Origin of the sequence: Marinifilum flexuosum (genome assembly GCF_003610555.1) — a bacterium.
Classification (GTDB): Bacteria; Bacteroidota; Bacteroidia; order Bacteroidales; family Marinifilaceae; genus Marinifilum; species Marinifilum flexuosum.
This window is the reverse complement of the sequence record NZ_RAPQ01000010.1, coordinates 277,237-301,442: the sequence shown is the minus strand read 5'-3', so window position 1 is coordinate 301,442 and position 24,206 is coordinate 277,237. Positions and strand designations below refer to the sequence as shown.

19 protein-coding genes are annotated in these 24,206 nt (G+C 36.8%); 14 read left to right on the top strand and 5 right to left on the bottom strand.

The annotated features are described in order from the left end of the window. Positions 1 to 207: 207 nt before the first annotated feature. From BXY64_RS14510 to BXY64_RS14470, 9 genes are all read left to right on the top strand, one after another. The gene (locus BXY64_RS14510; RefSeq protein ID WP_147376003.1) at positions 208 to 3,990 is read left to right on the top strand and encodes an HYR domain-containing protein; all 3,783 of its coding nucleotides are present in this window, start codon (positions 208 to 210) and stop codon (positions 3,988 to 3,990) included. Between the two features lie 27 nt (positions 3,991 to 4,017). Then, on the top strand, positions 4,018 to 4,725 hold the full coding sequence (locus BXY64_RS14505; RefSeq protein ID WP_120240717.1) for a hypothetical protein: 708 nt from the start codon (positions 4,018 to 4,020) through the stop codon (positions 4,723 to 4,725). Positions 4,726 to 4,746: 21 nt separating this feature from the next. After that, on the top strand, positions 4,747 to 5,646 hold the full coding sequence (locus tag BXY64_RS14500; protein WP_147376002.1) for a hypothetical protein: 900 nt from the start codon (positions 4,747 to 4,749) through the stop codon (positions 5,644 to 5,646). Between the two features lie 36 nt (positions 5,647 to 5,682). Further along, on the top strand, positions 5,683 to 6,711 hold the full coding sequence (locus BXY64_RS14495) for a hypothetical protein (protein ID WP_147376001.1): 1,029 nt from the start codon (positions 5,683 to 5,685) through the stop codon (positions 6,709 to 6,711). A gap of 100 nt (positions 6,712 to 6,811) precedes the next feature. Then, positions 6,812 to 7,537: a hypothetical protein gene (locus tag BXY64_RS14490; RefSeq protein WP_147376000.1), complete on the top strand. Its 726-nt coding sequence runs from the start codon at positions 6,812 to 6,814 to the stop codon at positions 7,535 to 7,537. A gap of 20 nt (positions 7,538 to 7,557) precedes the next feature. Then, positions 7,558 to 8,352, top strand: a complete 795-nt coding sequence (locus BXY64_RS14485; RefSeq protein WP_120240713.1) for a hypothetical protein — start codon at positions 7,558 to 7,560, stop codon at positions 8,350 to 8,352. A gap of 21 nt (positions 8,353 to 8,373) precedes the next feature. Then, positions 8,374 to 9,132, top strand: coding sequence for a hypothetical protein (locus BXY64_RS14480; protein ID WP_120240712.1), 759 nt, complete (start codon positions 8,374 to 8,376; stop codon positions 9,130 to 9,132). A gap of 13 nt (positions 9,133 to 9,145) precedes the next feature. Further along, positions 9,146 to 11,722: a T9SS type B sorting domain-containing protein gene (locus tag BXY64_RS14475; RefSeq protein WP_120240711.1), complete on the top strand. Its 2,577-nt coding sequence runs from the start codon at positions 9,146 to 9,148 to the stop codon at positions 11,720 to 11,722. 208 nt (positions 11,723 to 11,930) lie between these two features. Next, on the top strand, positions 11,931 to 12,995 hold the full coding sequence (locus BXY64_RS14470) for a PorP/SprF family type IX secretion system membrane protein (RefSeq protein ID WP_120240710.1): 1,065 nt from the start codon (positions 11,931 to 11,933) through the stop codon (positions 12,993 to 12,995). 147 nt (positions 12,996 to 13,142) lie between these two features. On the opposite strand, the gene rsmI is transcribed toward BXY64_RS14470, so the two are convergent. Together rsmI and BXY64_RS14460 are read right to left on the bottom strand one after the other, a co-directional pair. Then, positions 13,143 to 13,856 (bottom strand): 16S rRNA (cytidine(1402)-2'-O)-methyltransferase, encoded by a 714-nt coding sequence (gene rsmI / locus BXY64_RS14465; RefSeq protein ID WP_120240709.1) that lies wholly within the window; start codon positions 13,854 to 13,856, stop codon positions 13,143 to 13,145. A gap of 3 nt (positions 13,857 to 13,859) precedes the next feature. Next, complete coding sequence (locus BXY64_RS14460; RefSeq protein ID WP_120240708.1) at positions 13,860 to 14,546, bottom strand: hypothetical protein; 687 nt, start codon at positions 14,544 to 14,546, stop codon at positions 13,860 to 13,862. Between the two features lie 227 nt (positions 14,547 to 14,773). On the opposite strand from BXY64_RS14460, the gene BXY64_RS14455 reads away from it, so the two are divergent. After that, the gene (locus BXY64_RS14455; protein WP_120240707.1) at positions 14,774 to 15,364 is read left to right on the top strand and encodes a thymidine kinase; all 591 of its coding nucleotides are present in this window, start codon (positions 14,774 to 14,776) and stop codon (positions 15,362 to 15,364) included. A 40-nt stretch (positions 15,365 to 15,404) separates the two neighbouring features. Beyond that, positions 15,405 to 17,876, top strand: coding sequence for a bifunctional UDP-N-acetylmuramoyl-tripeptide:D-alanyl-D-alanine ligase/alanine racemase (locus BXY64_RS14450; RefSeq protein ID WP_120240706.1), 2,472 nt, complete (start codon positions 15,405 to 15,407; stop codon positions 17,874 to 17,876). A gap of 865 nt (positions 17,877 to 18,741) precedes the next feature. On the opposite strand, the gene BXY64_RS14445 is transcribed toward BXY64_RS14450, so the two are convergent. Next, entirely contained in the window at positions 18,742 to 19,458 is a 717-nt protein-coding gene (locus tag BXY64_RS14445) for a Crp/Fnr family transcriptional regulator (RefSeq protein WP_110363179.1), read from the bottom strand. Positions 19,459 to 19,613: 155 nt separating this feature from the next. Then, entirely contained in the window at positions 19,614 to 21,263 is a 1,650-nt protein-coding gene (locus BXY64_RS14440; protein WP_120240705.1) for an NAD+ synthase, read from the bottom strand. Positions 21,264 to 21,458: 195 nt separating this feature from the next. Between BXY64_RS14440 and gldB the strand changes: the two genes are divergently transcribed. The 3 genes from gldB to BXY64_RS14425 are packed head-to-tail and all read left to right on the top strand — an operon-like array spanning position 21,459 to position 23,812. Continuing rightward, positions 21,459 to 22,457: a gliding motility lipoprotein GldB gene (gene gldB, locus BXY64_RS14435; protein ID WP_120240704.1), complete on the top strand. Its 999-nt coding sequence runs from the start codon at positions 21,459 to 21,461 to the stop codon at positions 22,455 to 22,457. Between the two features lie 23 nt (positions 22,458 to 22,480). Beyond that, positions 22,481 to 23,254 carry a nitrilase-related carbon-nitrogen hydrolase gene (locus BXY64_RS14430; protein WP_120240703.1) on the top strand — a complete coding sequence of 258 codons (774 nt, stop codon included), beginning with the start codon at positions 22,481 to 22,483 and terminating at the stop codon, positions 23,252 to 23,254. A gap of 9 nt (positions 23,255 to 23,263) precedes the next feature. Then, on the top strand, positions 23,264 to 23,812 hold the full coding sequence (locus tag BXY64_RS14425) for a 5-formyltetrahydrofolate cyclo-ligase (RefSeq protein ID WP_120240702.1): 549 nt from the start codon (positions 23,264 to 23,266) through the stop codon (positions 23,810 to 23,812). Positions 23,813 to 23,885: 73 nt separating this feature from the next. Here the strand turns inward: BXY64_RS14425 and BXY64_RS14420 are convergent, their stop codons facing one another. After that, positions 23,886 to 24,056, bottom strand: a complete 171-nt coding sequence (locus BXY64_RS14420) for a DUF362 domain-containing protein (RefSeq protein ID WP_083464674.1) — start codon at positions 24,054 to 24,056, stop codon at positions 23,886 to 23,888. Between the last annotated feature and the right edge of the window lie 150 nt (positions 24,057 to 24,206).

Below are 24,206 nucleotides of genomic sequence, written 5' to 3'. Positions count from 1 at the left end.
TTGATGAGGGGTTGATATTACTTTATGAATGCTTGTTTAAGAATGGTTAATATTTGTCAATAACGGATAAAAAAATCCTTTAAGATGAAATTAATCAAAAAATAAGTAAACACTTTTTAACAATTGCCGTATAGATGTTTATAAATTGGAAAAAAATAGCTTATTTTAAGCGCTGTAAGTACTTAATTATACACTAAACAAGAGCATTTGATAAGATTTTTACGCCATATAATTCTACCCTTTTTGTTTTTCTCTATTCTTGGCCTTACAAGTGGCTTGGGGCAGGTAGTTCCTGTGTTTGTGCCAAATCAGTCTGTTTGTCAAGGAGATGTGGTTGAATATACAGCCTATGGTTTTGTAGATTCCCCTAAGATGTTCATGGATATTTTTGATGTTGATGGTAATCCTTTGTTGGATGCTGATAACAATCCAATACAGTATGAAATGGTTAGTCAAGGTACTGTGACATTTGATAGTGGTAATTATCAAAAATTTACTTTTTCAAAAGAATGGACAGCTCTAGGTGTATTTAAACTTCGAATAAGAGAGAAAAGCATAACCGATTGTGAGGGAGGAAATACAAATGAGCTTACCGTTACTGTAAATGGTGTACCGGGAGATGCTAGTGATATTACAGGGGATGCAATTGTTCAATCGGGACAGACTGGGGTTATTTACAGAATACCTGCTGTAGCAAATGCTACAAGTTATGAATGGGTATACTCAGGAACAGGTGCGGATATCACAAATAATGGTGATGAGATTATAGTAAACTTTGCTGCTGACGCAACTTCGGGAGAATTAAAAGTTAGAGGGATAAGTGCTTGTGGAAATGGTGAATATTCTAATTTATTTTCAATTTATGTGGTATCTCCTTGTGAAACTACCATTGAGAATTGGACCTTTAATGAACCTGTATTAACACAAGATTGGAAAGTTTATTCAACAGTAAATGGATGGAGTAGCACTCCTCATGGAATTGAGATCTGGAGATCGGGATTTTTAGGTGTTGATACACCAGATGGAGGCCAGTTTTGTGAATTGAATTCAAATGGGGCCAATACCATGTATCAGGATATTGATGTAAATCCAGGAGCAGAGATGGTTTGGGCTGTTACCTATAGATATAGAAATAGCAGCTCTGAAAAAGTGATGTTGCAAATTGGACCAGATGCAACAAGCTTAGTTGATGTTGCACTTATACAGAATAATCATGGTGATGCTTGGGTGGTTCATTCAGGATCTTATACAGTTCCAAGTTCATTGCCAGGAGGTAAAGTGCGTTTTCAAATAAAAACAGTCAGTCCATCATCTAGTTCAGGGAATTTAATTGATGGTATACAATTTTATTCGGTTAATTCAGATGTAGAACCTCCGCAATTTATCAAAGCTACCCTTCCTGCAAACACAATCGATTTGGGAGGTGCTTGCGAATTTACCTTGCCAGATTATACAGTAGGCGTTGATGCAATTGATAATTGTGATGCAGATCTTGTGATTACTCAAAATCCTGCTGCAGGCACAAAAGTGTTTGGAGGCGAAAAAGTGATACTTACAGCTACAGATGAAGCTGGTAATGAAGCTACGTATGAGATGAATGTGTTGGGTGATAATGTAGCTCCTACCGCTTCGAATCCTGCTCCTTTGGCAGTAAAGTGCATTGGTGGTGTACCAGGTCCAGATATTACTGTTGTAACTGACGAAGCAGATAATTGTACAGCTGTACCAACTGTTGCTTGGGTTTCTGATTCTGATAATGGAGGTTTAGGAACAATAGCATCTCCTTTTATTGTAACAAGAATATATTCTGTAACTGATGATGCAAATAACAGTATTAATGTAACTCAGACTATTACTGCGATAGATGATATAAAACCAACAATATCAGGGGGACCGACAGGAGATATTATCGTTGGCGCATGCTCTAATAATGTAACCTGGCCAGTTGTTACTGCAACTGACAACTGTTCGGCAACTCTAACAAGCACTCATGATTCGGGTGATGTATTTCCTGTGGGAACAACAAGTGTTACGTTTACCGCAACTGATGCTGTTGGCAATACTACTACTTTTAGCTTTAATGTTACTGTATTAAATGCAGTTACCATTAGTTTAGTTGAAACAAATCCAATTCTGTGTAATAAAGGTAGTGCTGATGTCACAATAACTGCAGGTGGAGGAGATGGATCCTATACCTATAGTAAGGATGGAACCAATTATCAAGGAACGAATGTGTTTGAATTGACAGCTGGAATGCATACTCTTTATGTGAAGGATGGAAAAGGATGTATTGCTCAAGATAATATTACAATTAATGAACCTGCTCCAATAAATCTTTCTCTTATAAGTAAAACAGATGTTGATTGTTCAGGTTCAGCTACAGGTGCAATTGATATAAATGTTACAGGTGGAGAAGCCAATGCTTTGAATTTTGATGGGACTACAGGAGGTGTTCAGATCAATTCTTGGAGCCCGCTTTACAATGCAAGTGAATTCACAGTGGAAGGATGGGTGAAACTTAAATCGGGGAATAATTACACTTCAGGACAGTATAGCTTTTTTGGACAGAACAATACCATAGAGTTCGGAATTGATGGAGGAAATCTTCACGGTTGGGTTCATACAAGGTTAGGGCAAAATTACTCTGTTCATTATCCTGTTGTTAATAACCTAGATGATGATGAATTTCATCATGTAGCTTTTTCTGGAAATAGAAGTCAATTAGTATTATATATTGATGGACAGGAAGTGGAAAGTTTATCGGTTTCTATTCCTATTAACGATTACTTTGGAGGAGACCCTTCGGATTACCTGCGTATTGGGACTGGTGTTTTTGATGGAGGCACTAACGATCCTTTTGATGGAGAGATTTCGCATGTGCGATTCTGGAACACTGCTCGTTCACAGAGTCAGATTTTTAATGGAATGACTCAAATTATGGATGGAAATGAGTCTGGTTTGTTGGGAGCTTACCCTTTAAATGAAGGAAGTGGAACTACCATTTCAGGAGTGGGAAGTTTTGCACATGATGGTAATATTGCCAGTGGTGTTTCTTGGACTACAGGTGCACCAATCTATCAATACAGTTGGACCAAGCAAGGTGATACAAGTTTTACTGCCACAACTCAAGATTTAAGTGATGTTACCGCAGGTAGCTATGATGTTACGGTTACTACAACAAATGGATGTGCGGTAAGTGAGACTCATACTATAGGTACTGATGTGGATACGGAAGATCCAATCATAGTGGGATGTCCATCAGATAAAATAGTAGGAGCATGTAATAACAATGTAAATTGGGTTGCTCCAACTGCAACAGATAATTGTACAGTCACCTTAACTAGCACTCATAATCCAGGAGATATCTTCCCTGTTGGAACATCTCCTGTTACTTATACAGCAACTGATGGTTCGGGTAATACTGCAAACTGCAGCTTTAATGTTACCGTTTTACCAGCTGTAACCATTAGTCTATCAGAAACAAGTCCGATTTTATGTAACGGAGGTAATGCCGATGTAACAATTACTGCTGGCGGAGGAGATGGATCTTACACCTACAGTAAGGATGATATAAATTATCAAGCTGCTACTAATGTATACAGTTTGCCTGCAGGAACGCATACTTTGTATGTGAAAGATGGAGATGGATGTGTGGCTCAAACTAATATTACAATTAATGAACCAACAGTATTGGATGTAAATATTGCAGCAGACAATAATACTATTTGTGAGGGAGAACCTGTAGTTGTTACAGCAACAGTTTCAGGAGGTGTGACAGCTTATACTTATGAGTTTTATTTAAACGGAACGCAATTAACAAGTGATGCAAACTATACAATTAGTGGCAATCAATTAACATCAAGTGCTTTTGCAAACGGAGACGAGATTACTGTAAAAGTGATAGATAATAATTCTTGTGAGAAGACAAGTAATAAAATTGAAATAAAAGTGAATGCATTGCCTTCACCTCAATTAATACAGCATAATTAATAAAGATAAACTTAAACTATACATACTATGAAAAAGCGATTAGTTAAAAATTTACTTTTCACATTATTAAGTGTAATGGCTATTAATGTTGCTTCAGCTCAGACTTGGACAAATGATAGTCAGACTTCTGCAGGAAATGAAGTATATGTAGGATCTGAATATAAATATCGTGTACCTGTTGTTGGTACAAATACATATGTTTGGTCTATTTCAGGAGGAGGAACATTGGCTGATAATGGGAGTTCGGGAGGTTTTGATCAGGCAACTGTGACCTGGACAACGGAAGGTACCTTTACAGTAACTGTAGTGGAGACAACTCCAGATTTATGTTCTACTACTAATACCTTTGAAGTTAAAGTAATAGCAAATAATTCAACTATTACGTTCGCATCGGTTGATCCTACTTGTGCTACAACAGATCCAAAAACTACACTTTCTCAAACACTTTCTTTTACTGGAGGAAAAGCTCCTTGGTTTGTTGATTATACAATTACAGAAACTGATGGTACAGAAACCGATTATACTAACGTGAATGTAGGTACATCGAATCTATTTAGTAAAGAATTTACGAATACACCAGGAGGTGCTGCTCAAGTTTATAAGGTGACTATTACTGGGGCTAGAGATAGTTATGGTGTTAAGCCAAGTAACCATGATTTTGGAACTGATGGAGATATTACTGTCACTTTGGTTGTGAACCAGAATCCTGCAACTACAACTATTCAGCATGATTAATAAATAAGAAAACAATATAATATGAAACGTTTAATTATAGCTTTAATAATGATATTGGGAACATCTAGTATGATGTTTGCTCAAACCAATACAGGTACTATGCCTTATGAAGGCTCTTATCACTACTATCAGGTAAATGGAGGAACTCGTGTTGGAACCAATACCTATGATTGGAAAGTCTTTTTAGATAACAAAACAGCAGAGGCAACATTAGGAACTCATTTTGTTTTTACAGATGCAAGTGGAGCAACATTAGGTGGAGCAACACCAACTACTCCTGCTAATACGGAAGCTAAAATTTATATTAAATGGTTGGTTGCAAACACAGGTGCAGAGAGTTATTATGTATCTATTGGAGAATCGAATGATCACTGTACAACTAATAGATTGCTACAAGTAACTGTTGTTGCAAATACATTTGATATTTATGCTGAGCTTACTGGAACAGAAGATGCTTGTGCTACCGTAGATAATCCAGTTGAAGATAAAGGAACAGTTGGAGATAATTCAGATGATAACTTTGGCTTAACAGCAAGAAATTATGTCGTAAAAGCTCATAACTTGGCAACGAATGCTGTTACAGCGAAGACTGTGGCTTGGAACTATACATTTACATTGGTAGATAAAAAAACAGGAACAACTACAGATGAAGGTATCGTATTAAATATTACTGTTGATGGTGTGGCAAAAACTTCAGGATCTAAAATTGATATTGCCGAAGGAACAGCAGAGAGTAATATCTCAGTATCCTATACAACCAACAGCAATAGACAAGATGAAGACCTAGATTTGATATTAACCATTACTTCAGGAGCAGATGCGTTAGGAACTGAAGATGCAGATGGTAAAGCAGATTCTAAAAATGAAGTGAAATATTTAGTTAGAGCTGTTCCTGCAACAACAGGTATTACAACTGATTAATAAAAAATGAATCAATCAAATAAAAATATAAGCCTTATGAAAAAACTATTAAAACTAAGCTTAGCCTTAATATTCGTTTTAGGATCTTATGGTGTTTTTGCACAGGGAGGAACTCCTGATAATGCAGCATCTCACTCTGTAGGTAGTTTTCACGGATTTCAAGTAGCTTTACATACAGGAAATCATTATGAATGGAATGTGTTTGAAGTAGATGCAAGTGGAACATTTGATGCTGTAGGAATAGCAGCAACTGATAAATACAAGTTTTATACCTACGATCCTACGAAAACTGATATTACTGAAAAGTATACAGGTCTTGGAGTTGATACCTATGAGGGAGAAGACTTTCATAAAGTTGGGATTCAGTGGTTAGACGTTAACACTACAGGCAAAGTTTATGCTGTTGAAGTAGCAGAATACAATGGAGCAAGTGGAGCATGTTCTACAAAAAGAAGATACTTTATTTCAGTATCAGCTGGACAGATCGATTTTGTGTTAGAAGCATTGAATGCAACTTCTTTTGCAGCAATTGATTTAACAGGTGTAGATCCTGCAGATGTTCCTACTATAAAGGCAGAAGCAATGTCAAAGTGTAATTCATTCTCTGGTGGAATTTTAGCAAACCCACCGGCTACAACAGATCTTGGAACATCTACATTCTTCTATAAAATAAGTATGAATACAGATGCTCAGCCATGGAATGGACAGTGGGGATTTGATTATACTTGGACAAAGGCAAACGATGCTGGCCTAGAAGTAAAAGTTGTTGAATCAACATCTTCGTCTACTACTATTGGATCTGTAACAGGAACCAGTATTAGTGTAAATGCCGGACATCCAGTTGCATACTTAAAGGTTACAATTGATAACGTTTTAGGAACACCTGCGGATGCAGATGTTACTATGAATTTAGGTGTAACTACTGATACTCCATTTATTAGAACGGTTGCTGATGTTGATGGTTCAAAACAATTCGAGCCAACAGCTAATAATGGTAATAATAGTGAGGCAACGAATTATGTGATAAAAGCTTCGCCAGCTACTTCTGTTTTCACAGTTGAATAAGAAAATATCATAAGGCTAAAAACAAAACCTTCCCGGCAAGGCCGGGAAGGTATTCAAAAGCCCAACTATTAGTAAAGAGTAAAATTTTAAATACAATTAATTGAAAAAATCTCTCATCCATAGAATTCTGCTTACACTCGTTTTGGGGGTGTTTGTGCTTGCATCTGCGAGTGCACAGGATGCTGTGTTTTTGGTTGGGAGTACCCATAAGGCAAATTTAGCCTTACATCCGGGTAATGAATGTGAATGGAAAATTTACAAAGTAGCTGATTTTGCAGATCAGAAGGATGAAAATCTGGCCCTTGCAGAAGATTTCTCGTTTAAAGATGGAGAGTATCAAAAAGCAGAGGTCGATATTACCTGGAATACACCAGGAAAGTATTATCTAATCGTTGAAGAATTCAACGGAGTAATTGGAGAATGTTCTTCCAGAAGAGCATTTGCAATTGAAGTGATCGGAAGTGCCACGATCGAATTTAAAGAATTGGCATCAAATGATTGTTCGAATGTAGGAAATACATTCGAAACGGAATTAATACTTGAAACAAGTGGGATTGTTGATAGTAAGTTTTATCCTATTCAAGTATACTACAGTATTGATGGTACACCAGTAACAACCCCAATAACTGTAACCGAAAGCAAGATGATGAAGTTTAATGATCTTGCCATTATACCAGAATATTCAGACAAAAATCAAATAATTACCATCACCTCTGCTAAGGACAAGTATGGAGGAGATATCAAGGTTAAATCAACTGGTGGCGAAAATGTTCATACAAGAACATTATACGGAATACCAGAAATTAGTCCAGTGACAATAAAATAAAAAAACTAAAATCGAACAATATGAAAAAGCTAATAGTATTAATAGCAGCAGTATTTAGTATTGCAAATGCGTTTGCTCAAATTACTGGTCCAGGGGAAGATGCAGGATCACAAAATGTTTATACTGGATCTAATTATGATTACAGTGTCCTTTTGGTACAACACGATAAGGGTGATGGTACAATGGAAGATGACGCCTATTTATGGGAAGTGTTTTCTGATGCTAACTGTACTACTCCTGCTGTTGCAGGTTACACAATTGGTGCTGGAACTGCAATAACTAATGAAGTTGATGTAACTTGGGATGCTATAGGAACTTATTATTTAAGAATTAAGCAAACAGGTGCTCATTCATGTTATAATCTTAAAACAATTACTGTGGTAGTAGCAGATCCAACAGATATGAATTTTGCTTATACAGATACACCTGCATCTTCAGAGGATTGTGCTGGTAACTTATCGGGAGGTGTTGATTTGGAGATCAATGTTACTCTTAGTGGAGCTAGTTTGGTTCATGAAACTGCTCGTCCAGCGCAAGTATTCTATGCTATTACTACAACAAATGGAACAGATGTAGCTGGTAAATATTTAAATGTAAATACTACAGCAGCGACAGGTGCTGGCAATTATACAATTACAATACCTAAAGCTGAATTATTCCTTGATGGAGGTAATTTAAATGCTGATGGCGTATTCTCTATTACAGTATCTAAGTTGAAAGATGGTGCGGGTACGGAAATTACCTTGCCTGTTGCTCAGACTTATACTTATACAGCTCAGGGATTACCAGTTATTTCGCCTATAACAATTAAATAAAATTGGCTAAACTAATATACTATGAAATCAATAAAACGACTTTTATTCTTTTTGACCTGTTTGGTAGGAATGAGTTTCTCTCTTTCTGCTCAACAAGAGGTGACGAATGGAGTGGCAAGACAATATTCAATTGATCTAACAAAAGTAACAGCTCCAGGAGGTGTTACAATGATTCACTGGACCGTTGAAACTAAAGATGCATCCGCTTTAGATCCTGGAATTGCTTTAGCTTATCCAGATGAGGCTACAACAAATGCAGATCATCATATCGTTGAAATAACTTGGGATGGAACTGTTGGGAAAACATACGTAATAAAAGCTACTTTGGAAGATGGAAATAATTGTATCAGTGAGGCCGTATCTCAAGAAGTAATAATTCTTCCTGCTGATGGTAATTTCATGTTTGCAGATGCTACTGATATTAAAGTATGTTCGTTTAACGGAGCTGCAGAGACTAAAACATTTGATGTTACCTATGAAGGTGTTAAACCTTGGAAATTGTATTATAGAATTACCGATAAGGATGGTGTTGTAAAAGATAATTTGGTTGTTCAAGAAGGTGGAGTTGATAAGGAGTTTACTACTGGAACAGGTACTATCAGTATTGATATAGACAACTTCTTTATTAATACAGAGGCAACAGATCAAGATTGGACTGTTGAGTTAATTAAAGCAGTGTCTGTTGCTGATAGTCATGAAACAATGCCTAAAGGTGCAAGTACTAAAACTATTACAGTTCATCCATTACCAGTTATTAATGGAACAATTGTGTTGAATTAATATTTAGAAGTTAATGTTTAAAACCTTACTACATAAAACACTGTTTACCGCACTGCTGATCCTCATGGGAGGATTAGCGGCTGTGGCGCAGCAGTATGTAGTAAAGGGAACAAAGCTTAATTTTAAAGTTGATGAAAATACTTCATACAAGTATCATTGGTCGGTAACCAATACCTCGAATGGATCAGTTGCTTATTTGGCTTCGACGACATTCGAATCGGGAGACTATCAGTTTAGCGATCCAGGTACTTACGAAGTAAAAGTTTATCCTGAAGATTTAGGCACACACTGTTTCGGAGAAGCACTTACTATGCTTGTTGTGGTAGACGATGCAACTCCAACAGCAGTATTTGAAGATCTTGAGGTGCCATATGTTTGTGCTAAAAACAATGGTGGGGACACAAATGGGAAGCTTAGCGTAACGGTTAATTATACTGGACCAAAACCTTGGACTTTTAAGTATTCTATTGATAGGGCTTCGGCAGAATTGCCAGAAGGGGCAAATGAAATTTATACCAATTCATTTACTTTTGATTTGGAGATTCCGAATACAACCGGTAAAACGCACAGGGCAGAAATATTGCTTGTTGAAGCAAAAACATTGAGCGGAATACCAGTCGAGGAAGATTTGGCGAATCAAACACTGGAGGTTGATGTAATGGCCTTGCCAAATACTGTGTTTGGCGATTACGAACCAGTAATTCAGTCTGGAACCATTCATGCATATACAGCAACCATAGAGAAGAGTGAAAAATATGAGATTTTTGTTCCGGCTGGAGCAACAGTACTCAACGAAAGTACAAGTCGTTTAAGCGACAACTTCCATAGTCAATTGAACTTCGATGTTCAATGGGCAGTAACTCCAGGAGATTATCAGGTGAAACTGATAGAAAGAAGTGCATTTGATTGTGCCGGTGATACCGTTTATGCGAATGTTACAGTTGTTGAATCCTTCTCAGTTGGATTAGGAGCAGATTTAAGTTTCTGTGAGGGTGAAAGCAGGGTGTTAACACCAGAAATTGATTTTGATGGAACCTACACTTATTTATGGTCCGATGGATCGGTTAATAACACATTGGAGGTGAATGAAACAGGTGTTTACTCTGTTACAGTTACTGATACCAAAACAGGCAAACAATCGTCGGCATTTGTTAATGTAACCGTTTGGAAAGCTCCAACAGTCGATTTGGGACCTGATTATCAATTGGCCGATGCAGAGGTCTTAACACTTGATGCTGGAAATGCCGGTGCAAATTACCTATGGTCTACTGGAGAAACGAGTCAAACCATTCAGGTAAACACAAGTAATACTTATGGTGTAACCGTTACAAATGCTAATGGCTGTTCGGCTTCAGATGAGATTATTATTACAAGTGTGAATGATGTATTTGCAATTGAATTAGGTGATGATCAGGATATTTGTGTGGGCGAAGAGATTGTTTTGAATCCTAATCCATCGATTTCTCAGAACTATACCTATTTATGGTCAAATGGTGCGATAACTTCCACATTAACAGTTAACGAATCTGGACTTTATACGGTAACAGTTCGCGATGATGCTGGAAATGAACAAACAGATCAAGTTACGATTACTGTTCATGCATTACCAATTGTTGATCTGGGCGATGATATCGTTCTGTTTGATGATGAAAGTGCAACGCTTGATGCTGGTGATGGTGGTGTAGGTGGATCATATGAGTGGTTGCCAAACGGTGAAACTACCCAAACCATTACCGTAACAGATGAAAATGTGTATTCTGTTCGAGTAACTAGTGCTCAAGGCTGTATTGGAGCAGATGAAATAAATGTTACCAAGCGCGAAGGTAAATTTGCCGTTGATTTAGGTGCTGATATCGATAATGTTTGTCTGGGAGAGAGAATCTACTTGACACCTGAAATAAAGACCAATAATGCAGACTTTACTCCAACTTATCGTTGGACTCCTTCGGAATCAACAGAGGAAGGAATATATGTTGAAAAGAGTAGTAAATATTGTGTTTATGTGACCGATCAGAACGGAAATACTGAGGAAGATTGTATTGAGGTTACCTTCAATCCAACTCCAGAAGTAGATTTAGGTGATGATATTGTATTGACAAACGGTCAGGTGGTTAACTTAGATGCTGGTGAAGATTTTGTATCATACATGTGGTATGTTAATTCAGGTGTTGAAATTAAGCCAAGCGAAATTGATCAGGTCATTCAAGTGAGTCAAGCTGGAGAATATCGTGTTGAGGTAACTAATGAGTTTGGTTGTATTGGTAGAGATACAATTAATGTATCTACTAATGGAAGTCAATTTAATGTGTATTTACCAACAGCATTCTCACCTAATGGCGATGGTAAGAATGATAGGTTAGAACTTGCAGGTGATGTGGAAGAGGTGCAAAGCATGAGTTTACTTATTGTAAATCGTCTTGGTCATACAGTATTCCAATCTGTTCATATGCATCGTGGCACAGGTGCTGGATGGGATGGCACCTATAAAGGACAAAATGTGGATATGGATGCTTATGTGTATTTCTTGAAAGTTACTTTTAAAGATGGAAGTCAAATTCAGGATTCAGGTAACATTACGATATTAAGATAGATTTGACCAATCGATTTTTATTAATGATAGTTTTAAAATTTGATTAGTTATATTTGGAGCGACAAAAATGATAGATATTTTGTCAAATTAGATGTTAAAAAACCTGGGTAATAAGGAAATATTACCCATTTTCATATTTTGTTTTTGGGGTTTTATGCCAATATTATGGTAGTTAATAGGGGTAGATGGCAAACCCAAATGAGTGTTTATGAGAAAGAGTATTCTTATTTTACTGTTGAGTATAATTTTGGGAGTTTCTAAACTCTCCGCTCAGCGTGTACACTCTTCTCAGTTCTATTCTATTCCATTATTGTTAAATCCTGCGCTTACTGGTAATTCGGATTATAATCTTCGTGGAGGTATAAATTATCGTAACCAGTGGAATAGTGTTACAATTCCTTTTGTTTCTCAGTCGGTTTTTGTTGATGGTAAATTGTCAACCCAATTGCTAAGTTCGTCGTGGATTGGAGTTGGTGGTATGATATTTAATGACAAAGCCGGTGATGGGGGATTAAAAACCACCCAGGTAATGTTCGCATCTTCTCTTAACAAGAGTTTGAATGCGGGAAATACACTCTTTTTACATGGTGGTGTTGGAGTTGAAATGATTAATAAATCAGTTGACTTAAGTAAGCTAACATTTGGTGAGCAATTGGAAGGTGGTGAGACCGGAGAGGACTTTATTTCTCAATCACTATTTTACATGGATTTTTCACTGGGTATGCAGGTAACTTATTTCCGTGGCAAGACGAAGTATTTCATGGGAACCTCAGTAAGTCATATCAACGAACCAAAGGAATCATTTTATCGATACGAAAGTCAGGATATCAACTATAGCACCAATAATCTTAAAAGACGATTTGCATTGCATGCAGGTGCTGAAAGTAGGATTAGTCCAAGAATGTATTTCAAACCTGAAATCATGTATACTACTGAAAAAAATGCCAATGAGTGGATTGCTGGGGCAAACTTTATGACTCTTTTCGGTAATAGGGGTACAATTTTTCATTATGGCTTGTGGTATCGATTTACTCAAGATATTATTCCTGCATTTGGTTATGAGAGAAAGCGATTAAAAATCATGCTAACCTATGATATCAATGTATCAGACTTACAGGTAGCATCATCTAGTAGAGGAGGTTTAGAGGTGTCCTTAACCTACAACTACAACTACTCAAATCCAAGAGAAATTCGAAAGCTAAAACGTCGCCAAAAAGTGAAAAAACTAGGCGATAAGGCCATCTCTTGTCCTAAGTTTTCTCACGAAGACTAAAAATCAATTGGCAATTAATAATGATTAATGAATAATTGGGATAAAATTGTAAACCCCAATTTAATTGTTTGTCATTTTTTAACTTGATAGCTTGAATGCTTTAGCTAAAAGAATATTATTAATTCTTAATTGAACATTGTTAATTGACTATACCCTGTCTTTCTTAATGTATTCTTTCTTTTTCTTTACGACAGTTTTTCCTTCAAGTACGATAACAATTTCGCCTTTTACTGTTTTGGAGCTGAAGTGAGCAATTAATTCGGCAAGTGTTCCTCTTGCATTTTCTTCGTGAAGTTTGGTCAACTCTCTCGAAACAGAAGCTTTTCTTTCTTCACCAAATGCTTCGGCGAATTGCTGTAGAGTTTTTACCAATCGATGAGGTGATTCGTAAAAAATCATGGTTCTGCTTTCCTCTGCCAGCTCATTTAGTTTGCTTTGTCTTCCTTTTTTTTGAGGAAGAAATCCTTCGAAGCAAAACCTGTCGTTAGGCAATCCAGAGTTTACCAAAGCAGGAACAAAAGCTGTTGCACCAGGCAAACACTCCACTTCAATACCTTGCTCAACACAATGTTTTACCAGAAAATAACCTGGATCAGATATTGCAGGAGTACCAGCATCAGAAATCAGGGCAACCGATTCGCCAGCCAAAATTCTGTTGGCAATATTTTCGGAGGTTTTGTGTTCGTTAAATTTATGATGAGACAAAAGAGGTTTGCTAATTTCGTAGTGTTTTAAAAGAAAACCAGAAGTTCTGGTATCTTCTGCCAAAATTAAATCGACACTTTTTAAAGTATTAATAGATCGTATGGTCATATCCTCCAAATTTCCGATTGGAGTAGGAATAAGGTATAATTTTGACATTTCTTAGAATTTTCTTTTAGTAAGTTCCATAAACTGAATTACCGTAGGATTTTCGAAATCCCAGTTGGTGTTGTTTTTAAAGTGTTCCTCAATAACACTAATATTGCCAGTTTCGTTAATGAATTTGATACTGGAATTGTAAGCTTCCAGATTGTTTTCAAACAGCTCGCGAATAAATAAAAAACGATCGTTAATACCAATTGCAGTTTGAATATCGCTAAGCTTGTTATTGATTAATTTTTCACCAATTACCTCTGTTGATTTCTTTTGCAGTTGGTCATTTAATATTTCGTCAGTATCAGTTTTTTCTTCTTTTGGTTTTTCTGAGCTAATTACAATGGATTCCACTTTTTCTTCTGTTGAATTTTCTGATACTGTTTCAGTTTTTATCTTCACAGTTTCTTTGGTTACCTCTGTAATTGGCTCTTTTTTTTCTTCATGATGAATCACTTTGGCTTCGCTACTTTCAGCATTTGACAAATCTAAATTTTCCTCTTTTGGAACAGAAGAATTTACTTTTGAAAAACCATCCTTCATAAATTCAAATTCTTTGGAAAGGCTTTCAATTCGATCTGCCAAAAGATTCAAACCTTTATTTAAATCATTAGGATTGTTCTTGAAATGACCCAAAAGGTTTTGAATTTCCTCTGTTTTATTTTGGAGCAGTTGAAGTAATAATTTATGATCCATGTTAATGAGCTTGTTATTGATTTAAATTAAATCTATACAAAGAAACGAGATTTTTTTGATTTGATTGTTTTCTCTCTGCTAAGATTCTTTTCCTATTTTTGTATATCGATGTAACAACCATTTGAATTTTTAAATAATCACATTACAATGTCGTTTACGCATTGAATGCTTTCCATGTGGATTGGAATTCAATGATAAGTGGCATAAAACTACCTAAACTATAATAGATGTTTCTTGAAAATGATATAAACAGAGCAGGTCGACAGGGATGGATTGAGGTGATTGTAGGTTCGATGTTTTCTGGTAAGACAGAAGAATTAATCCGTCGCTTGAATCGTGCTAAGATTGCGCAACAGAACGTAGAAATTTTTAAACCTCATATCGATGTTCGTTATTCCGAAGATGAGGTGGTATCGCACAACTCAAACTCTATTCGATCAACTCCTGTAGAAACTTCTGCTAATATTTTACTATTGGCCAGCAATGTTGATGTTGTTGGAATTGATGAAGCACAATTTTTCGATGAAGGCTTATCCGATGTTTGTAATGAATTGGCAAACCAAGGTGTAAGAGTAATTGTAGCTGGTTTGGATATGGACTTTAAAGGAAAACCATTTGGACCAATACCAAGCTTAATGGCTTGTGCTGAATATGTAACCAAAGTGCATGCAATTTGTATGCGTTGCGGAAATCTGGCCAATTACTCTCACAGATTATCAGAAGCCGAAAAATTGGTTTTATTGGGTGAGAGGGACGAGTACGAACCGCTTTGTCGTGAGTGCTATACCAAAGCCATTAATCATTCAGAAGCAAAATAGAATTTTAAATCATTAAGACATTTATTCAAAGCCTTATTAAATGAGATCTGAGCAATTGTACTCCATAGGATTGATAGCCCAAATTGTTGGTGGGGAACTAATTGGCAATGCCGATTATGAAATTCAGTCCATATCAATTGACAGCAGATCTTTATATCTGCCTGAGGAAGCTGTATTTTTTGCCATTGTAGGCGATCGCCACGACGGGCACAAATACATCTCGGACTTATACCAGAAAGGCGTTCGGGCTTTTGTAATTAGTAAGGATGATGTAAGCCTAAAAAAATATACAAATGCTTCTTTTGTTCGTGTCGAGGATACATTAAAAGCACTTCAGACACTTACAGCCAGGCATCGTGAGCATTTCAATTCTCCCGTTATCGGTATAACCGGAAGCAATGGAAAAACCATTGTAAAGGAGTGGTTGAATCAGGTTTTGCAAAATAGTTGCCGGGTGGTTCGTAGTCCCAAAAGTTACAATTCACAGGTTGGAGTACCATTATCGGTTTGGAATTTGAATTCCAATGCGAATTTGGGGATTTTCGAAGCGGGAATTTCTCAACCCGAAGAAATGCAACAATTGGCTGAAATTATTCAACCAAGCATCGGGGTATTTACACACCTTGGCCAAGCACATCGCGAAAATTTTGAGGACAAACAGCATTTATTATCCGAAAAGTTAAAGTTGTTTACAACTTGCAAAAAAGTGGTGTACTGTTCCGATGATGCTTTGGTGGTGAATTCTTTTGTGGTAAATCTTGAGCCAAATCAGAAGCAATATACATGGGCCAGAAACAAGCATGCCTATTGCAGAATTGTAAAGGAGCAACAAAAAGGCAACCGAACCAATATCACCATTCAGGTTGGGAAAAACACCAGCGAGTTTACAATTCCTTTTACCGATCGTGCATCTGTAGATAATGCCATTACTACCTATGTTACAGCATTGGTGCTGGGCATTGACGCATTGGATTTGAAACAGGAAATGCTAAAGCTCGAGCCAGTTGCCATGCGATTGGAAATTAAAGAAGGTTTTGGCAATTGCACTTTAATCAACGACTATTACAATTCCGATTTGGGATCGCTAGAGATTGCTATCGATTTAATGAACCGACAGCAAATCGATAAGAAAAAATGCATCATCCTATCGGATATTTACCAATCGGGATACACCGATAAGCGATTGTACAGGGCGGTGGCAAAATTGGTTGCCAAGCAAAAAATCGATCGCATCATTGGTATAGGCGAGCGCATATCCATGCAAGCCGATTTGTTTGGCGATAATGCAATATTCTACCAGGATACCAATTTGTTTTTGTTACAATTTAATCGAAGCAAGTTTCACGATGAGGTAATCCTGATAAAAGGAGCCAGAAATTTTCACTTCGAACGAATATCGAAAGCCTTGCAATTTAAGGCACACCGAACCGTTCTCGAGGTCGATTTAAATGCCATGGTGCATAACCTGAATTATTTCAGATCGCTGCTTAAACCCCAAACCAAGCTTACTGTAATGGTAAAGGCATTCTCATACGGTAGTGGATCGGTAGAAATTGCCAATCTGTTGCAATATCATAGGGTCGATTATCTGGCAGTTGCCATTGCCGACGAGGGAGTGGAGCTGCGCAATGCAGGAATCAACATCCCAATTATTGTGATGAATCCCGAGCCGCATAGTTTCGAAACCATGATTGAGTACAATCTGGAACCCGAAATCTATAACCTTAAAATATTGCACGAATTCCAGCAGGCTTTGCGTAAAAATGTGGTCAAAAATTATCCCATACACATAAAGCTCGATACCGGAATGCATCGCATGGGTTTTATGGAGGTGGAGCTCGACGATTTAATTGAACAAATTCGCAGCAACGATCATTTCTATATCCGATCAGTATTCTCGCATTTGGCTGGTGCCGACGAGGAGCAACACGACGATTATACCAGTCATCAAATACAATTGTTCAGGCAATGGAGCGATAAAATACGCCAGCATTTTCACTATGCCATCGATCGTCATGTGCTAAACTCGGCAGGAATTGAACGTTTTGCCGATGCGCAATTCGAAATGGTGCGACTGGGCATTGGTTTGTATGGCGTAAGTGCAGTGCATCAGCATAAGCTGATGAATGTAAGCACACTTAAAACCACCATCTCGCAAATTAAAACCGTATCGAAAGAAAATACCATTGGATACGGGCGCAAGGGCGTGCTCGAAAAAGATACCCGCATAGGCGTTATTCCAATTGGTTATGCCGATGGTTTCAGCCGCAAGCTAAGCAATGGCCATGGCAAGGTGTTGGTAAACGGCAAGCTTTGTCCTGTGGTGGGTAATGTGTGCATGGACATGAGTATGATAGACCTTAGCGGTGTGGAAGCCAAGGAAGGCGATACGGTTACCATTTTCGGCGACGATTATCCGGTAAGCCAAATGGCCGAGCAGCTCGATACTATTCCTTACGAAATACTTACCACCGTTTCGCGCCGTGTGAAACGCATATATCTTCAGGAGTAACTCCTGATATTCCCGCTCAAGTGGGATTATCAGTAATAATATACTATCCCATTGATAATCTCACTTGGAGCGAGAATATCAAAATCAACTTATTTGAGGGGGTTCCCCTTCGGGTCGGGCTATCCGCTACAAGTCCTCGCTTCGCTGTGGGCTTTCCGCTGCTATCCCTAACACAGCTGCAATATCATCGCCACTATTTGATAATTTGCTATGCAAATCAATCAAGTTCTGCCATTCTGTTAGATAATATACCTTTCTGCTTGACTTTCTTTGTCAACCAGTTATACATTTCCGCTGATCGCTTAAAGAAGAAATGTTTCTAAAAGTAATCTATTGATAAGATGTTGAAATTTAGCGGTATGTATATGTTGTTGTGATTTTATATTTTATTATGTAGCTACAACGGAAAGCTTTAACCGAGCAGCGGAAGATTACAACCGAGCGGCGGAAAGCTTCAACCGAGTGGCGGAAGATTACAACCGAGCAGTGGAATACTTCAACCGAGCAATGGAAAATTGTAACCTTTCGATGGAAAATTTCAACCGACTAGCGGAAGTGCACAACCGATGATCGGAATATTACAAGCAGATAGCGGAATGGCATAATCTTTCACCGGAAAATCATAAGCAGTTACCTCATGTAAATAACCAGTTGGTAGGGAATGTTAAAATGTAGTCGGAGCGATATATTATAGGAATAATTAGGAATAAAACTAGGTGGGATATCTATAAATGGTGAGGCAAAAAACGATTCCACAAAATCAGAATTCAGCGAAAATCATAAGCTTCATAAAAATCTGAGTCTAAAACTTTCCACAAAAAAAGAGGCGCTGTTTCCAACGCCTCCCCAATATTGTTCTTAAATGTTAACCTAATTTACTGATTCTATCAAGGCGCACCTTGTCTAGTATTTTAATTTTTCTTCCGTCAATAGCAATAACGCCTTCGCTGGCAAATGTCGATAATGTACGAATTGCATTCGAAGTTGTCATGTTCGATAGGTTTGCAATATCTTCTCTCGATAAGTAAACCTTAATGGTTGCTTCGTCTTCCTCAAATCCGTATGTGTCACGAAGGAACAATAACGATTCAGCCAATCTACCTCGAATGTGCTTTTGGGTAAGTGTTATGGTTCTGTTGTTCGAGAATCCAAGCTCGGTTGACAACGAACGAATAATACTTAATGCCAATTCAGCATTCGAACGAAGTAGTTTTAGAATTAAGTCGTAGCTAACTGTGCAGGTAATTGAATCCTCGATAGCAACTGCCGATGCAATGTTGTTCTCTTCGGCAAATAAAGCTCGGTATCCAATAAAACCAATTGGTTTAGCCATACGAACGATTTGTTCACGTCCGCCAACACCTTCTTTAAAAATTTTAACTTTCCCTTCCGATAAACAAATTAACCCAATAGGTCTTTCACCTTCTTTGTAAATGTATTCGCCTTTCTTGAAAAAAGAGCAAGTCATATTGGACTTTAGTTCTTCTTTCTCGGACGGAGCAAGAACATTAAATACAGAGTTAGGGTTATTAATTACTTCTCCACAAATCGTCTCTCTTGACTTTCTTTCATTCTCAATCATTACAATAATCGGATATGGTTATAAAAAATATACTTGCATGTTGTAAAACAGTTCAAATGTATATAAATGAATTTAAATGGGAAAACGAATAGAGAAAAATATCCTTATTTAGACGATGTTCGACAGCATACGTTTTTGTAGGTGTTTCTACCCATTTAACTGTGCTTTGCTACCAATGGAATTTTACGACCAAAGCCGAAAGCTTTAGATGAAACACGCAATATAGGTGGCGTTTGAAAACGTTTATATTCATTCATGTTTACCAATCGAATTGTTTTTTCAACTATTTGTTTTTCAAAACCATCTGCAATTATTTCTTTCGATGACATATTTTTTTCTATATATCGGTACAAAATACCGTCCAAAACATCGTAATCTGGCAATGAATCAGAATCTTTCTGATCAGGACGCAATTCTGCTGATGGTGGTTTAACAATTGTATTTACCGGAATAATTTCCTTGTCTTTATTCATAAACCAAGCCATTTTAAAAACGTCTGTTTTGTACACATCACCCAAAACTGATAAGCCTCCGTTCATATCTCCATAAAGAGTTCCATATCCTACAGCTGCTTCACTTTTATTTGATGTATTTAATAAAATATGTCCAAACTTATTGGATAATCCCATTACCAAAGTACCGCGAATTCTGGCTTGTATGTTTTCTTCGGCAACATTAAATGGTAAATCGCCAAAGCTAGGTTTTAGTGCTTTCTGAAATTCTGAGAAAATTTCCTGAATGTTTACAATTTCGTACTCAATACCTAAATTTTCCGCCAAATCGACTGCATCTTTAATCGAATGGTCCGAAGAAAACTCAGAAGGCATCAATAATACACGTACATTTTCTTTTCCCAAAGCTCTTTCGGCAAGCACTACGGTTACTGCAGAATCGATACCGCCAGAAAGACCCAATGTTGCTTGTTTAAAGCCCATTTTGCCAAAATAATCTTTCAAACCAAGAACCAATGCATCATGAATTTTTTCGATATAGTCGACTTCTGCAATTTCAATTGCATTGTCTTCTATCTCATTCATATCCACAACCTTATAATCTTCTTCGAAATATTTAAGTCTGCAAGCCACATCACCTTTCGAGTTCAAAACCATCGAATCTCCATCGAAAATCAATTCGGTGTGAGCTCCAATTTGGTTCACATAGACCACAGGCAAATTGTATCGTTCGATATTTGATTTTAGAATGTTGGTTCTTAAATCTTGTTGGTTGTATGAAAATGGCGAAGCTGCAATGTTTACAACAAAATCAGGATTCAGCTTGTTTAGTTCCTCCATAGGAGAAATGGTGTAAAGCTCCGATTTTGCGAAGTTGTTATCGGTAGGCTGTTTTTCCCACAAATCTTCACATACGGTAATTGCAATTTTCTTGCCTTTGTATTCTACCAACGAGAATTCTGTATTTGGCTCGAAATATCTGTATTCATCGAAGATATCGTAGTTTGGCAACAGGGTTTTATTGTGAATGCTTTCTACTTTTCCGTTTGAGATAAAGAAAGCCGAATTGTACAAATTCTTGCCCTTGGTATTTGGATTGATTGAAGGACCACCCACTACTGCCGCAATATCAGTACAAGCTTCAGCTACTTTTTGCAAAGCATCTTGTGTTCTTTCAATAAAATCTTTTCTTTCTAATAAATCTTTTGGAGGATATCCGCAGATTGCTAACTCCGAAAATACTACCAAATCAACATTCTCTTTTTTTGATTTCTCGATTGCAGAGATAATTTTCTCGGTATTGCTTTCGAAATTACCGATATGGTAGTTTAATTGGGCTAATGCTATTTTCATGTGTATATATATTGTCTCGAATAAACTTTTTGTTGCCTGATTGAGGCAATGGCAAATTTAGTTATAAAAAGGGAATGATTCCATTGAAAATTAAGATATCCATACCTCAAAACTGAAGAAATCTTTTTCTTTGAATTATGCTTTGTTTATTTTTGAGAATCTATAAATGTAAAATTCCTTAAACTGATAAAATATATGCAACACATACAAAGAATATCAACACTATTATTGTGTATGATGATTTTATTCTCTTGTAATTCGAAAAAAGTACCCAACGTATCACATATTTCTGTAGATCTTAAAATTAAAAGATTCGACAAAGACTTATTTGTATTAAAGGAAACGCAAGATTTTGCTCAGTTTAAAACCGAATATTCTGATTTTCTTTCCCTGTTTAGTTACAAAGTAATTGGTTTGGGAAATCCTGACGATCCCAACTATATGGATTACTTGAACAAATTTTTGGAAGATTCAACCATGAATGTAGTAGCCCAAAAAGTGGCTGAAGTATTTCCAGATCTTTCGAAAGATGAGAAGGAGTTGGAACAGGCATTTAAATATTTGAAATATTATTTTCCGAAAAGAAAAGTGCCGGATGTTTATGCACAAATATCTGGATTTAACCAATCGGTTGTAGTTGCTGAAGATTTAATAGGAATCAGTTTGGACAAGTATCTTGGTGAAGATTGTGAGTTTTATTCTTTGTTGGCAACTCCAATGTATGCAAGGAAAAATATGGTTCCCGAACGAGTTTCTCAAGATGTTATTTTGGCTTATGGATTAACCGAGTTTCCATTTAAACCTAAATCAGATGATCTAATTAGTAATATGATCTATCAAGGAAAAATCAGATATTTCCTAATGCAGTTGATGCCGGAAAAATCGGAAGCGGATGCTATGAAATATACACAAGAGCAATTGGATTGGTGTAAAGAAAGCGAGGACCTGATTTGGGGATACATTATAGAACAAAAGCACTTGTTTAATACAGAATATCGTACCATTATAAAGTATATTAACGATGGTCCTTTTACTCCCGGTATGCCACAAGACTCCCCATCGAAAACTGGAATTTGGGTTGGTTTGCAAATTGTAAAAGAGTTTATGGAGAAGAATAAGGAATATACTTTAAGTGATTTGATGCAGGAAAACGATTATGGAATGATTTTGCGTAATTCATCTTATCAGCCATAAAAAACGAATTTACCTTATTTGATATGAAACTTGCAATCATTCAGTTTGAACCTGAGTTTGGGGATGTACTTCAAACAATCGAGAAGTTAAAATTGCTGCTGAAAAAGGCAAAAAAAGCGGATTTAATTGTTTTGCCAGAGTTGGCAAATACAGGGTATAATTTTGATTCTAGAGAACAGGCTTTCAATTTATCCGAGACAATTAATGAGAGTGTTTTTCTAACATTTTTAAAAGATACCTGTAAGGAATATCAATTTGCTGTGGCAACAGGTTTTTCTGAAAAAGAGGGAGAAAAGTTATACAACTCCTCGGTGTTAATTGATGAAACTGGAGTAAAATCTGTTTACAGAAAGTTGCACCTTTTCATGAATGAGAAAAATATTTTTGAGCCAGGAAATATAGATTTATCGGTAATAGATTACAAAGGAATAAAATTGGGAATGCTGGTATGTTTCGACTGGATGTTCCCTGAAGCCTGGAGGAAATTGGCATTGTTAGGAGCCGAATTGATTCTGCATCCATCCAACTTGGTTTTGCCATATGCACAATCGGTAATTCCTTCCTACTCATTGGTAAATAGAGTATTTATCGCTACTGCCAATAGAATAGGAACGGAGAAAGAGCTTACCTTTACTGGACAATCGATTATTACAGGCACAAAAGGAGAGGTGATGGCAACAGCAGGACTTTCAGAAGAAATTCTTATGGTTGAAATTGACCCTAAAAAGGCAGAAGACAAAATGGTTACTCCCTTAAATGATGCATTTAAGGACAGAAGAACGGACATTTACGAATAATACAAATACATGGACACAACAAACATTGACGATCAAAAAAGAAGAATCAGGAAAGAGATAAAACTGATGAAGCAGGATTACTCTCCAAAACAGCGAAAGGAAATGTCGACTCCTATTCTTGATAAATTGGAGAAATTACCTGAGTTTAAAGAGGCAAAAACAGTGATGCTCTATTGGTCGATGAATGATGAAGTATTTTCACACGATTTTGTTTGTAAATGGGCCAGTAAAAAGAAAGTAATTTTACCTTGTGTAAAAGGGGAAACACTGGATTTAAAAGTATTTAAAGGAATTGAATACTTGGTAGAAGGGGAGAATTATGGAATTCCAGAACCAGATGGTCCGGTGTTTATGAATGAAGATGAGATTGATTTAATTCTGATTCCTGGTGTTGCTTTCGATAAGGAAAATAATAGAATGGGAAGAGGAAAAGCATATTACGATCGTCTTCTTCAGTCGTTAAGTGCATTTAAGGTTGGAATCTGTTTCGATTTTCAAGTTTTGGACCATGTCCCAATCGATGAGCATGATATAAAAATGAATTGTATCGTATATTAACAGAACTCAGGTTATTAGAAATAAAAAAGCCAGTGATCTGATCACTGGCTTTTAAATATCGGTTATTCTGCGATTATTCAGCGTGAATAGCTTCTACTGGACAAGCGTCAACACAAGTACCACAATCAGTACAAAGATCTGCGTCGATTACATAGCGCTCATCACCCATAGAGATAGCTTCAACAGGACATTCTCCTTCACAAGAACCGCATGAAATACAGTCGTCGTTAATTACGTAAGCCATTTTATTTTAATTTTAGTGTTAATACTAATGCAAATGTAATATCATATTTTTAATGGAGAAACAATTTTTTCAGGAATTGCTTTATTTTGAAACAGATTAAATAATGAACAATAACAAAATATCAAATCTAATTTACAGTATTAAAGATGA